Annotated in this window: 21 protein-coding genes; all 21 read right to left on the bottom strand. The window is 41.0% G+C overall.

The features are described 5' to 3' along the window. Positions 1-24: 24 nt before the first annotated feature. Complete coding sequence (rplR, locus tag V7266_RS01290; protein WP_335465433.1) at positions 25-387, bottom strand: 50S ribosomal protein L18; 363 nt, start codon at positions 385-387, stop codon at positions 25-27. 32 nt (positions 388-419) lie between these two features. Continuing rightward, the gene (gene rplF, locus V7266_RS01285; protein WP_335465432.1) at positions 420-956 is read right to left on the bottom strand and encodes a 50S ribosomal protein L6; all 537 of its coding nucleotides are present in this window, start codon (positions 954-956) and stop codon (positions 420-422) included. Positions 957-986: 30 nt separating this feature from the next. Continuing rightward, positions 987-1385, bottom strand: coding sequence for a 30S ribosomal protein S8 (gene rpsH, locus V7266_RS01280; RefSeq protein ID WP_335465431.1), 399 nt, complete (start codon positions 1383-1385; stop codon positions 987-989). Between the two features lie 29 nt (positions 1386-1414). After that, the gene (rpsN, locus tag V7266_RS01275) at positions 1415-1600 is read right to left on the bottom strand and encodes a 30S ribosomal protein S14 (RefSeq protein ID WP_007085277.1); all 186 of its coding nucleotides are present in this window, start codon (positions 1598-1600) and stop codon (positions 1415-1417) included. Between the two features lie 24 nt (positions 1601-1624). Next, the gene (gene rplE / locus V7266_RS01270; protein WP_098533207.1) at positions 1625-2164 is read right to left on the bottom strand and encodes a 50S ribosomal protein L5; all 540 of its coding nucleotides are present in this window, start codon (positions 2162-2164) and stop codon (positions 1625-1627) included. 25 nt (positions 2165-2189) lie between these two features. Beyond that, positions 2190-2498: a 50S ribosomal protein L24 gene (rplX, locus tag V7266_RS01265; protein WP_144568245.1), complete on the bottom strand. Its 309-nt coding sequence runs from the start codon at positions 2496-2498 to the stop codon at positions 2190-2192. A gap of 36 nt (positions 2499-2534) precedes the next feature. After that, positions 2535-2903: a 50S ribosomal protein L14 gene (gene rplN / locus V7266_RS01260; RefSeq protein WP_034676100.1), complete on the bottom strand. Its 369-nt coding sequence runs from the start codon at positions 2901-2903 to the stop codon at positions 2535-2537. Between the two features lie 39 nt (positions 2904-2942). After that, the gene (gene rpsQ, locus V7266_RS01255; protein WP_066094707.1) at positions 2943-3206 is read right to left on the bottom strand and encodes a 30S ribosomal protein S17; all 264 of its coding nucleotides are present in this window, start codon (positions 3204-3206) and stop codon (positions 2943-2945) included. 23 nt (positions 3207-3229) lie between these two features. Beyond that, a complete protein-coding gene (rpmC, locus tag V7266_RS01250) occupies positions 3230-3430 on the bottom strand; it encodes a 50S ribosomal protein L29 (protein WP_098533209.1) in 201 nt (66 codons plus the stop codon). Next, complete coding sequence (gene rplP / locus V7266_RS01245) at positions 3420-3854, bottom strand: 50S ribosomal protein L16 (protein WP_098533210.1); 435 nt, start codon at positions 3852-3854, stop codon at positions 3420-3422. The genes rpmC and rplP overlap by 11 nt, the downstream gene beginning before the upstream one ends. 2 nt (positions 3855-3856) lie before the next feature. Continuing rightward, positions 3857-4513: a 30S ribosomal protein S3 gene (rpsC, locus tag V7266_RS01240; RefSeq protein ID WP_101645939.1), complete on the bottom strand. Its 657-nt coding sequence runs from the start codon at positions 4511-4513 to the stop codon at positions 3857-3859. Between the two features lie 3 nt (positions 4514-4516). Beyond that, positions 4517-4858: a 50S ribosomal protein L22 gene (gene rplV, locus V7266_RS01235; RefSeq protein ID WP_098533214.1), complete on the bottom strand. Its 342-nt coding sequence runs from the start codon at positions 4856-4858 to the stop codon at positions 4517-4519. A gap of 17 nt (positions 4859-4875) precedes the next feature. Next, positions 4876-5154, bottom strand: coding sequence for a 30S ribosomal protein S19 (gene rpsS, locus V7266_RS01230; RefSeq protein ID WP_026565526.1), 279 nt, complete (start codon positions 5152-5154; stop codon positions 4876-4878). Between the two features lie 60 nt (positions 5155-5214). After that, positions 5215-6045, bottom strand: coding sequence for a 50S ribosomal protein L2 (gene rplB, locus V7266_RS01225; protein WP_098533215.1), 831 nt, complete (start codon positions 6043-6045; stop codon positions 5215-5217). 29 nt (positions 6046-6074) lie between these two features. Beyond that, positions 6075-6359 carry a 50S ribosomal protein L23 gene (gene rplW, locus V7266_RS01220; RefSeq protein ID WP_335465430.1) on the bottom strand — a complete coding sequence of 95 codons (285 nt, stop codon included), beginning with the start codon at positions 6357-6359 and terminating at the stop codon, positions 6075-6077. After that, complete coding sequence (gene rplD, locus V7266_RS01215) at positions 6359-6982, bottom strand: 50S ribosomal protein L4 (RefSeq protein ID WP_335465429.1); 624 nt, start codon at positions 6980-6982, stop codon at positions 6359-6361. Before rplD ends, rplW begins: the two co-directional genes overlap by 1 nt. A 30-nt stretch (positions 6983-7012) precedes the next feature. Continuing rightward, the gene (rplC, locus tag V7266_RS01210) at positions 7013-7639 is read right to left on the bottom strand and encodes a 50S ribosomal protein L3 (protein ID WP_335465428.1); all 627 of its coding nucleotides are present in this window, start codon (positions 7637-7639) and stop codon (positions 7013-7015) included. A 38-nt stretch (positions 7640-7677) separates the two neighbouring features. Then, positions 7678-7986 (bottom strand): 30S ribosomal protein S10, encoded by a 309-nt coding sequence (gene rpsJ / locus V7266_RS01205; RefSeq protein ID WP_007085291.1) that lies wholly within the window; start codon positions 7984-7986, stop codon positions 7678-7680. A gap of 1049 nt (positions 7987-9035) precedes the next feature. Then, positions 9036-10223, bottom strand: coding sequence for an elongation factor Tu (tuf, locus tag V7266_RS01200; protein WP_144568243.1), 1188 nt, complete (start codon positions 10221-10223; stop codon positions 9036-9038). 130 nt (positions 10224-10353) lie between these two features. Next, positions 10354-12435 carry an elongation factor G gene (gene fusA, locus V7266_RS01195; RefSeq protein ID WP_335465427.1) on the bottom strand — a complete coding sequence of 694 codons (2082 nt, stop codon included), beginning with the start codon at positions 12433-12435 and terminating at the stop codon, positions 10354-10356. 48 nt (positions 12436-12483) lie between these two features. Then, positions 12484-12954, bottom strand: a complete 471-nt coding sequence (rpsG, locus tag V7266_RS01190) for a 30S ribosomal protein S7 (RefSeq protein WP_213148274.1) — start codon at positions 12952-12954, stop codon at positions 12484-12486. Between the last annotated feature and the right edge of the window lie 15 nt (positions 12955-12969).

Raw genomic sequence — 12969 nt, 5'->3', positions numbered from 1 at the left:
CTTATTGTGTCCCTCCTTTGTCTATTAAAATTGTAAGCCGTTCTCACGAGCAGCATCAGCTAGTGCTTGCACACGTCCGTGATATAGGTATCCTCCACGGTCAAAGACAACAGCAGTGATACCTTTTTCTACCGCACGTTTAGCAACTAATTCACCGACCGCTTTTGCAGCTTCAATGTTACTAGTGGATTCAAGACCGAAGTCTTTTTCCATCGTAGAAGCACTTGCTAAAGTGACTCCATTCATGTCATCGATTAATTGAGCATAAATGTGTTTATTTGAACGGTACACATTTAGACGTGGACGAGCAGAAGTACCGCTAAGTTTCGCACGAACACGAGCGTGTCTTTTCTTGCGAGTAGCGTTCTTATCTTGCTTCGTAATCATTTACGTCACTCCTTTCGTTTACTTATGCGGCATTACTTACCAGTTTTACCCTCTTTACGACGAACAAATTCGCCTTCGTAACGAATTCCTTTGCCTTTATATGGCTCTGGAGGACGAACTTGACGGATATTGGCTGCTAATGCACCAACACGTTCTTTATCAGTACCTTTAACGATAACTTTTGTGTTAGATGGTACTTCGATTTCAAGGCCAGTTTCAGGTTCAATTTCAACCGGATGTGAGTATCCAACGTTTAATACAAGTTTGTTACCTTGCTTTTGAGCACGGTATCCAACCCCGATTAACTCTAAGCCTCTAGTGAAGCCAGTAGAAACACCTTCAACCATATTAGCGATTACCGCACGAGTTGTACCATGTAATGCGCGGTGTTCTTTCACGTCAGATGGACGAGCAATTGTTACAATATTCTCTTCTACAGTGATTGTAATATCAGGATTAAAAGTACGAGTAAGTTCGCCTTTAGGTCCTTTAACTGTTACAGTATTGTCGTTTAATGTAACCGTAACTCCTGCTGGAATTTCGATCGGTTTTTTTCCTACGCGAGACATTTAGTGCACCTCCATTCATTCAAAAACTTATTACCAAACGTAAGCTAAAACTTCTCCGCCTACTTGTTTTGCACGAGCTTCTTTATCAGTAATAACACCAGTAGATGTAGAAACTAGAGCGATACCAAGACCGTTAAGTACGCGAGGCACTTCATTTGATTTAGCGTAAACGCGAAGCCCAGGCTTGCTTATGCGCTTAAGACCTGTAATAACACGTTCGTTATTAGCACCGTATTTTAAGAAGATACGGATAATACCTTGTTTGTTGTCTTCAATATACTCAACATCACGAACGAAACCTTCACGCTTTAAAATTTCAGCGATTTCCTTCTTTAAATTAGAAGCAGGCACTTCTAACTTTTCGTGACGTACCATGTTCGCATTACGAATGCGAGTAAGCATATCAGCAATTGGATCTGTCATGACCATTATTTTTACCTCCTTCCCAACATCTAGTTTTACCAGCTAGCTTTTTTAACACCAGGAATTTGTCCTTTGTATGCTAATTCACGGAAACAAATACGGCAAAGCTTAAATTTACGGTATACAGAGTGTGGACGACCGCAACGTTCGCAGCGAGTATACTCTTGTACTTTGAATTTAGGCGTGCGTTGTTGTTTCGCAATCATTGACTTTTTAGCCACGTTTTCGCCTCCCTTATTTAACGATTACTTTTGGAATGGCATTCCAAATTGAGTTAAAAGTTCACGAGATTCTTCATCAGTGTTTGCAGTCGTTACGATAACGATGTCCATACCACGAACTTTGCTTACTTTATCGTAATCAATTTCAGGGAAGATTAATTGTTCTTTAATACCTAAAGTGTAGTTACCGCGACCATCAAATGCTTTCTTAGAAACACCACGGAAGTCACGTACACGAGGTAAAGAAACGGAAACTAATTTATCCAAGAATTCGTACATGCGCTCACCGCGAAGTGTAACCTTTGCACCGATTGGCATACCTTCACGAAGACGGAAACCAGCGATAGATTTTTTCGCACGAGTTACAACAGGTTTTTGACCAGTAATTGTAGCTAGCTCTTCAACAGCATTGTCAAGTGCTTTAGCATTTGCAACTGCGTCACCTACACCCATGTTGATCACGATTTTCTCAAGTTTTGGTACTTCCATAACTGATTTATAGTTGAACTTGCTCATTAGAGCAGGTGTTACTTCTTTAACAAATTTTTCTTTTAGGCGGTTCATCATTGTACCTCCCTTCTTTTATAAACTATTTATCTAATACTTCACCGGATTTTGCTACGCGTACTTTTTTGCCATCAACCGTAGTGTAACCTACACGAGTTGGGTTACCTGTTTTAGGATCGATAGGCATAACATTTGATACATGGATTGGAGCCTCAAAGCTGACAATTCCGCCTTGTGGGTTCACCTGAGAAGGCTTAGAGTGTTTCTTAACGATGTTTACACCTTCGACAAGAACACGGCTTTCTTTAGGATAAGCAGCTAGGATTACTCCTGTTTTGCCTTTATCCTTACCAGAGATCACTCTGACCTTATCACCTTTTTTAACATGCATCCGTAAGCACCTCCTTAAAGGCAATTTGGATTTAAATTATAGTACTTCTGGAGCTAAAGAAACGATTTTCATAAAGTTGTTGTCGCGAAGTTCGCGGGCAACTGGTCCGAAGATACGAGTTCCACGAGGGCTTTTATCATCTTTAATGATGACACATGCGTTTTCATCAAAACGGATGTATGAGCCATCGGGACGACGCGCACCGCTCTTTGTACGAACAATAACTGCCTTAACAACGTCACCTTTTTTAACAACGCCACCAGGTGTTGCTTGTTTTACTGTACAAACGATCACATCACCAATACCAGCAGTTTTGCGACCTGAACCACCAAGAACTTTAATCGTAAGTACTTCACGAGCACCAGAGTTGTCAGCAACTTTTAAACGTGATTCTTGTTGAATCATGTGTGTAACCTCCCTTCGGAATGAAGCTTATCCGAACAATTAAATAATAACTGCTTTTTCTACAATTTCAACTAAACGGAAACGCTTAGTAGCTGAAAGTGGGCGTGTTTCCATGATACGTACTACATCGCCGATTTTTGCTTCGTTTTGCTCATCATGAGCCTTAAACTTTTTAGAGTATTTCACGCGTTTACCGTATAAAGGATGCTTTTTATGTGTTTCTACTAAGACAGTAACGGTTTTATCCATTTTGTCAGAAACAACGCGTCCAGTGTAAACTTTGCGCTGGTTACGTTCACTCATTGTGTGAACCTCCTCTCGGATAATTACTTGTTAACGCTGATTTCTCTTTCACGAACAACTGTCTTCATGCGAGCAATCGATTTGCGTACTTCACGAATACGAGCTGTGTTTTCAAGTTGTCCTGTCGCCAATTGAAAGCGAAGGTTGAAAAGCTCTTCTTTTAAAGATTTAACTTTTTGTTCAATTTCTGCAGTGGTAAGTTCACGTAGTTCATTAGCTTTCACTTGATTCACCACCAATTTCTTCACGTTTTACAAACTTACATTTTACAGGAAGTTTGTGCATTGCAAGACGAAGTGCTTCACGAGCGATTTCTTCAGAAACACCAGCGATTTCGAACATAATTTTTCCAGGCTTAACAACAGCTACCCATCCTTCAGGTGCCCCTTTACCGGAACCCATCCGAACTTCTAGCGGTTTAGCTGTATAAGGCTTATGAGGGAAGATTTTGATCCAAACTTTACCGCCACGTTTCATGTAACGTGTCATTGCAATACGAGCTGCTTCGATTTGACGGTTTGTGATCCATGAAGCTTCTAATGCCTGTAGGCCGTATTCACCGAAAGTTACTTCAGTACCGCCTTTAGCTTGACCGCGCATCTTTCCACGGTGTTGACGGCGATATTTTACGCGTTTTGGCAATAACATAATTATTTGCCTCCTTCCGCATTTTTCTTCTTAGTAGGAAGGACTTCTCCCTTATAGATCCATACTTTTACGCCTAGCTTACCATAAGTAGTATCAGCTTCAGCTGTAGCATAGTCGATATCTGCACGAAGTGTATGAAGTGGAACAGTTCCTTCGCTATAGTGTTCAGAACGAGCAATATCAGCTCCACCTAAACGACCAGATACCATTGTTTTGATACCTTTTGCACCTGCACGCATTGCACGTTGGATAGCTTGCTTTTGTGCACGACGGAAGGATACACGGTTTTCTAATTGACGAGCAATATTTTCAGCAACTAGTTTAGCATCAACGTCAGCTCTCTTGATCTCAAGAATGTTGATGTGAACACGTTTGCCAGTTAATTGATTTAGTGCTTTACGAAGTGCTTCAACTTCAGTACCGCCTTTACCGATAACCATACCAGGTTTCGCAGTATGAACAGTTACATTCACACGGTTAGCAGCACGTTCGATTTCTACTTTAGAAACAGAAGCATCTTTTAAACGCTTCGTGATATACTCACGAACTTTAAGGTCTTCGTGTAAAAGTTCAGCAAAGTCTTTACCTGCGTACCACTTAGATTCCCAATCACGGATGATTCCGATACGCAAACCGACTGGATTTACTTTTTGACCCACAGCTTATCCCTCCTTCTTTTCTGTTAAAACGATTGTAATGTGGCTAGTGCGCTTATTGATTTGGCTAGCACGGCCCATAGCACGAGGACGGAAACGTTTTAAAGTTGGTCCTTCGTCAACGAATGCTTGTGCGACAACTAGATTGTTAACGTCCATTTCATAGTTGTGCTCAGCGTTTGCCATAGCAGATTTTAATACTTTCTCTACGATTGGAGAAGCAGCCTTAGGAGTGAGATTTAAAATCGCCACCGCTTCACCAACTTGCTTACCTCGGATTAAATCAACGACTAAACGTGCTTTACGAGGAGCAATACGAACTGTTCTTGCAACAGCTTTAGCTTGCATTTGGATGCCCTCCTCTCTTAACGTCTTGTTTTCTTGTCATCATTACCATGGCCTTTGTAAGCACGTGTTGGAGCGAATTCTCCAAGCTTGTGTCCTACCATGTCTTCAGTAACATAAACAGGCACATGTTTGCGACCATCATAAACTGCGATAGTGTGGCCGATAAATTGTGGGAAAATCGTAGAACGTCGAGACCAAGTTTTAATAACTTGCTTACTCTCAGTTTCATTTAACTTTTCGACCTTAACCATTAAATGATCATCAACAAATGGTCCTTTTTTCAAGCTGCGACCCATGAAGGAACCTCCCTTCGTGACTGTTCTACGGTCCGGCTATGAACCGTAGCTTTAGTCCCGTTATTTTTTACGACGACGTACGATAAACTTATCTGATTTGTTTTTCTTCTTACGTGTTTTGTATCCAAGAGTTGGTTTACCCCAAGGAGACATTGGTGATTTACGTCCGATTGGTGAACGTCCTTCACCACCACCGTGTGGGTGATCGTTAGGGTTCATAACAGATCCACGTACAGTTGGACGCTTGCCTAACCAGCGTGAACGACCTGCTTTACCAATGTTGATAAGTTCGTGTTGCTCGTTACCTACTTGACCGATAGATGCACGGCACTCAGCAAGGATCATACGAGTTTCACCAGAAGTTAAACGTACAAGTACGTATTTTCCTTCTTTACCAAGTACTTGTGCGCTTGTTCCAGCAGAACGAACTAACTGGCCGCCTTTTCCTGGTTTTAATTCGATGTTGTGTACTACAGTACCAACAGGAATGTTAGCTAGTGGAAGGGCGTTACCCACTTTAATGTCTGCCTCAGGACCTGACATTACTTCCATACCAACTTCTAAGTTTTTAGGAGCTAAGATATAACGCTTTTCTCCATCAACATAATTAATTAATGCGATATTCGCAGAACGATTTGGATCATACTCGATTGTAGCAACGCGTCCTGGAATGCCATCTTTGTTACGTTTAAAATCAATTAAACGATATTGACGCTTATGGCCGCCACCTTGATGACGAACAGTTAACTTACCTTGGTTATTACGGCCGCCCTTGCTCTTTAATGGAGCTAATAGAGATTTTTCTGGAGTGCTAGTTGTGATTTCAGCGAAATCAGAAACTGTCATTCCGCGACGACCATTGGAGGTAGGTTTGTACTTTTTAATCGCCATTTAATTTCCCTCCTCTTCTTGATAGGTTCTTATGCTTCAAAGATTTCGATTTCTTTGCTATCAGTAGTTAATTTAACGATTGCTTTACGGCGTTTATTTGTGTAACCGCCGAATTTACCCATACGCTTGAATTTACCTTTATAGTTCATGATGTTAACTTTCTCAACATCTACGCCAAAGATTTCTTCGATTGCATCTTTAACTTGTGTTTTGTTAGCTCTAACATCAACTTCAAACGTATATTTCTTTTCAGACATTAGGTCAGTAGACCGCTCAGTGATAACGGGGCGCTTAATGATATCGCGTGCATCCATTATGCAAGCACCTCCTCTACTTTTTCAACCGCTGCTTTAGTCATGATTAATTTATCATGGCCAACAACGTCTAAAACATTGATTCCATCAGCTGTTACAACTGTTACACCAGGGATGTTACGTGCAGATAATGCTACGTTTTCATCAAGGTCGGCAGTAACGATTAGAGCTTTCTTCTCGACAGAAAGGCCACCTAATACTGATTTGAATTCTTTAGTTTTTGGTGCTTCGAAAGCTAGGCTTTCAAGAACTAAGATGTTTTCCTCTAACACTTTTGTTGAAAGTGCAGATTTGATCGCTAAGCGACGAACCTTTTTAGGTAATTTATAGCTGTAGCTGCGTGGTGTTGGACCAAATACAGTACCACCTCCGCGCCATTGTGGTGAACGGATAGACCCTTGACGAGCACGGCCAGTACCTTTTTGTCTCCATGGCTTACGGCCTCCGCCTGCTACTTCTGAACGAACTTTTGTTTTATGAGTTCCTTGACGTAAAGAAGCTCTTTGCATAACAATTGCTTCAAATAATACGTGTTGGTTAGGCTCAATACCAAATACTGAATCATTAAGTTCGATATCTCCAACTTGTGAACCGCTTTGGTTTAATAATGCTACTTTAGGCATTCCTTTGTTCCTCCTTTCTTACAAAGTGTCTTATGCTTTAACCGCACCTTTGATTTTTAATAATGCTTTTTTCGCGCCTGGTACGTTACCTTTGATCAAAAGTAAGTTACGCTCTGTATCAACTTTTACGATCTCAAGATTTTGAACAGTAATTTGTTCTCCGCCCATGCGTCCTGCTAACTTTTTACCTTTGAATACACGGTTTGGAGCAACAGGTCCCATTGAACCAGGACGACGGTGATAACGTGAACCGTGAGCCATTGGGCCGCGTGATTGTCCGTGGCGTTTGATAACACCTTGGAAACCTTTACCCTTTGAGATTCCTGTTACATCTACGATATCGCCTGCAGCGAAAATATCAACTTTGACTTCTTGACCAACCTCATATGCAGCTAAGTCGTCTCCGCGGAATTCGCGAATGAAGCGCTTAGGAGCAGTATTTGCCTTTGCAACATGTCCCTTTTCCGGTTTGTTAGCTAACTTTTCACGTTTATCTTCAAAACCAACTTGAACAGCAACATATCCATCGCTATCAACTGATTTCTTTTGAAGAACAACGTTTGGAGCTACTTCAACAACAGTTACTGGAATTAAGTTTCCGTTTTCTGCAAATACTTGAGTCATACCAATTTTTCTTCCTAAGATTCCTTTGGTCATGTAAGTCACACCTCCTAAATTTTTGATTGTTTATTTGATTAAAGTTTAATTTCGATATCTACACCAGATGGTAAATCTAAACGCATCAACGCATCAACTGTTTGTGGAGTTGGGTTAACGATGTCGATTAGACGCTTATGTGTCCGCATTTCGAATTGCTCACGTGAATCTTTGTATTTATGAACCGCACGTAGAATTGTGTAAACAGACTTTTCAGTTGGTAACGGAATTGGACCAGATACAGCCGCACCAGAACGTTTTGCTGTTTCAACGATTTTCTCTGCTGATTGATCAAGGATTCTGTGATCATACGCTTTAAGACGGATACGAATTTTTTGTTTTGCCATTATTTTCCCTCCTTTATTCGCCTATTTTCAAAATAGACAGTTCTCAGTGAAAATTTCCCACACACTCGCCATGGCAAAGCGGCCGGGTGTGTCAGCAACCTTCCACATCATCGCAGTCAAAGACCAACATTGTCTATTATACATAAAACATAAAGCAAACGCAACAATTTATTATGTTTTTTTCTTTATGTTTCTGTCTTGAACACTTTTCCTATTATAGCGGCTGTATCTAACTTTTTCAACACTTAATCTCAATCTCCAAAAATCTCCTAATTAGTTTTGTAAATTAGATATATAAAAGCTGTGTTGTGACATTCTAAATCTAACTGATTATGGTGCTTTGTTGTGGATATTATATATTCTTAATTGACTAATTAATATAATAGAAGAAACACGGAATTATTTATAGTGGTGTTTTAAGGTTTACTTATTGTAATTGCTGGTAGAGGAAGCTTGAGTGATTGGTTGCAGGTATTTTATTGCTCATGTTTGATATCTTTCTCTGTTTTAACTAAATGATGAGGCCTTTCTTGTCCAGTATGGATCAGCGAACTAAGAACGGATAGGACATCTTTGGGCTTTTTGGACGTACTTTTTACATACATGCACGACTTTGGACACTATTTTGATTTTTTGAGTAATCCATTGTCCGATCTTGAACTAACTTCTGACATTATATTCCTTTTTTGATGACTACCTGTCCAAACTTGAAACATCTTTGGACTCTCTCTCTCTTTTTTGTCGGCCCTCTGTCCCAACCTGATCCACCTTCGGACTCCATCTCTCCTTTTTGTCGGCCTTCAGACCGAACCTGACTCGCCTTCGGACACATATCCTTTTTTTAACGGCTACCTGTCTGAACCTAGCCCACGTTCAGACAGCAACATCCTTTTATGCCAGCCCCCTGTCCGAACCTGCCTGACTTCTGAGTCCATCTTGCATTTCACCCCAAAATTATGTTCTCTTTACTGCAAATTATCAAGGATATCTAATATTCTACAAATAAAAAAAGCAGATGGATCGTCACCCATCTGCTTTTTATAGAGTTATTACTCTTGAATTGTTGTGATTGAACCTGAACCAACTGTACGTCCGCCTTCACGAATAGAGAACTTAGTTCCTTCTTCGATCGCAACTGGAGCGATAAGTTCAACAGTCATTTCGATATGGTCACCAGGCATTACCATTTCAGTACCTTCTGGTAGGTTACAAATACCAGTAATATCAGAAGTACGGAAATAGAATTGTGGACGATAGTTTGTGAAGAATGGAGTATGACGTCCACCTTCTTCTTTAGATAAAACGTAAACTTGTGCTTTGAACTTTGTGTGTGGAGTGATTGATTTTGGCTTAGCCAAAACTTGTCCACGTTCGATTTCTTCACGTGCTACACCACGAAGAAGGGCACCGATATTGTCACCAGCTTCAGCGAAATCAAGAAGCTTACGGAACATTTCTACACCTGTTACAGTAGTAGATTTTGGCTCTTCAGTGAAACCAACGATTTCAACAACGTCACCAACTTTAACTACACCACGCTCAACACGTCCTGTAGCAACTGTTCCACGACCAGTGATTGAGAATACATCCTCAACTGGCATCATGAAAGGCTTATCAGTGTCACGAGTTGGAGTTGGGATGAACTCGTCAACAGCAGCCATTAATTCAATAACTTTTTCTTCCCATGCAGCTTCGCCTTCTAATGCTTTAAGAGCAGAACCTTTGATAACTGGAGTGTCATCGCCAGGGAAATCGTATTCTGTTAATAGGTCACGAATTTCCATTTCTACTAACTCAAGAAGTTCTTCGTCGTCAACCATATCACACTTGTTCATGAATACAACAAGGTAAGGTACGCCTACCTGACGAGAAAGAAGAATGTGCTCACGAGTTTGTGGCATAGGGCCATCAGTAGCAGATACTACAAGGATACCGCCGTCCATTTGAGCAGCACCAGTGATCATGTTTTTAACATAGTCAGCGTGTCCTGGGCAGTCAACGTGTGCATAGTGACGGTTATCAGTTTCATACTCAACGTGTGCAGTTGAGATTGTGATACCACGCTCTTTTTCTTCTGGTGCACCATCGATTTGATCGTATGCACGAGCTTCAGCTTTACCTTGCTTTGCAAGAACAGAAGTGATTGCAGCTGTTAAAGTAGTTTTACCATGGTCAACGTGTCCGATTGTACCAATGTTAACGTGTGGCTTTGAACGGTCAAATTTAGCTTTTGCCATTTGGAAAATCCTCCTTTGGATTATAAGGTTTTAAGTATATTATTAGGCAGAAACTATTAAATTGGTATCCCAATTTAACAGTTTCCGTACTTACATAAGTAGTTATACTTTATCTAAAGGTGAAAATCAATTATTCACCTTTATTTTTTTTGATGATTTCTTCAGAAATTGATTTTGGTACTTCTTCATAGTGGTCAAAGTGCATAGAGAATACTCCACGACCTTGTGTACTAGAACGAAGTGCTGTTGCGTAACCAAACATTTCTGAAAGTGGAACCATCGCACGGACTACCTGTGCATTACCACGAGCTTCCATACCTTCAACGCGGCCACGACGAGCAGTGATTTGACCCATGATATCACCTAAGTAATCTTCAGGGATAACAACTTCTACTCTCATAACTGGCTCAAGGATAACTGGCTGACATTTTGAAGCAGCATTCTTAAGTGCCATAGAAGCAGCAATTTTGAACGCCATTTCAGATGAGTCAACATCATGGTATGATCCATCAAATAGTCTTGCTTTGATATCAACTAGTGGGTAACCAGCAAGTACCCCACGATCAAGAGCGTCTTCAAGACCAGCTTGTACTGCAGGGATGTATTCACGAGGAACAACACCACCGACGATGCCGTTTTCGAATTCGAATCCTTTACCTTCTTCGTTAGGTGAGAATTCAATCCAAACGTGACCGTATTGTCCACGACCACCAGATTGGCGGGCAAACTTACCTTCAACTTGTGCAGAAGCACGGAATGTTTCACGGTAAGCAACCTGTGGAGCACCTACGTTAGCTTCAACTTTGAATTCACGGCGCATACGGTCAACAATGATGTCAAGGTGAAGCTCACCCATACCAGCAATGATGACTTGTCCAGTTTCCTGATCTGTATGTGCACGGAAAGTTGGATCTTCTTCTTGAAGTTTTTGTAAAGCAGTTGTCATTTTATCTTGGTCTGCTTTTGATTTAGGTTCAACAGAAAGTTGAATTACTGGCTCTGGGAATTGCATTGACTCTAGGATAACAAGATTTTTCTCATCACATAGAGTATCACCAGTTGTTGTATCTTTCAAACCTACAGCGGCAGCAATGTCTCCGGCAAAAACCTTAGAGATTTCTTGACGGCTGTTTGCGTGCATCTGAAGGATACGTCCGATACGTTCACGCTTGCCTTTAGTTGAGTTCTGAACATATGAACCAGACTCTAAAGTACCAGAGTAAACGCGGAAGAACGTTAATTTACCAACATAAGGGTCAGTCATAACTTTGAATGCTAGAGCTGAGAACGGCTCTTCATCGCTTGAGTGACGCTCAAGAACTTCTTCTTCATCATCAACTGCATGACCTTTGATAGAAGGTACATCTAGTGGAGATGGAAGATAATCGATAACTGCATCCAACATTAATTGAACACCTTTATTTTTGAATGCTGATCCACAGATTACAGGATAGAATTCTACGTTAACAGTACCTTTACGAATAGCTGCTTTTAGCTCTTCTTTAGTGATTTCTTCACCACCAAGGTATTTTTCCATTAACTCTTCATCTAATTCTGCAACTGCTTCAACAAGCTTTTCATGATATTCTTCAGCTTGAGCTCGGTATTCTTCCGGAATTTCACGAACCTCAATATCAGTTCCTAAGTCATTTCCGTAAAATACTGCGTTCATTTCCACAAGGTCAATGATAGCTTCAAACTGATCTTCTGCACCGATTGGCAGCTGAATTGGATGTGCATTCGCTTGTAGACGGTCATGAATTGTCCCTACAGAATATAGGAAGTCAGCTCCGATTTTGTCCATTTTGTTTACGAATACAACACGTGGAACACCATAAGTTGTAGCTTGACGCCAAACTGTTTCAGTTTGTGGTTCAACACCTGATTGTGCATCTAGAACGGCAACCGCACCATCAAGTACACGAAGTGAACGTTCAACTTCAACTGTGAAGTCTACGTGTCCTGGTGTGTCGATGATATTAACACGGTGGCCTTTCCATTGTGCTGTTGTTGCCGCGGAAGTAATTGTGATTCCGCGTTCTTGTTCTTGTTCCATCCAGTCCATCTGAGAAGCACCTTCATGTGTTTCACCAATCTTATGGATACGACCAGTGTAATAAAGGACACGCTCAGTGGTAGTCGTTTTACCGGCATCGATGTGAGCCATGATGCCGATATTACGAGTATTTTCTAAGGAGAACTCTCTTGCCATTGGGTCTTTCTCCTTCCTAGTAGAAAGTTTTTTTATATGAAGGTTAAATTACCAACGATAGTGAGCAAACGCTTTGTTTGCTTCTGCCATTTTGTGTGTATCTTCACGTTTCTTAACAGATGCACCAGTATTGTTAGCTGCATCCATGATTTCGTTAGCTAAACGCTCTTCCATAGTCTTTTCACCGCGAAGACGCGCATAGTTTACTAACCAGCGAAGACCTAAAGTAGTACGACGGTCAGGACGCACCTCAACTGGTACTTGGTAGTTCGCACCACCTACACGACGAGCTCTAACTTCAAGTACTGGCATGATGTTTTTCATCGCTGCTTCAAATACTTCCATTGGCTCTTTACCAGAACGTTCGCGAATTGTGTTGAACGCCGAATATAGAATTTCTTGAGATTTACCTCTTTTACCATCGATCATCATTTTATTGATAAGACGAGTAACTAATTTTGAATTGTAAAGCGGATCAGGTAACACGTCTCTTTTTGCTACGGGACCTTTACGTGGCATTTTGTTTCCTCCTTT

Source organism: Neobacillus drentensis (assembly GCF_036965645.1).
GTDB classification, from domain to species: Bacteria; Bacillota; Bacilli; order Bacillales; family Cytobacillaceae; genus Neobacillus; species Neobacillus drentensis_D.
Note: the sequence above shows the minus strand (reverse complement) of the source record. Positions and strands in the feature narration are given on the sequence as shown.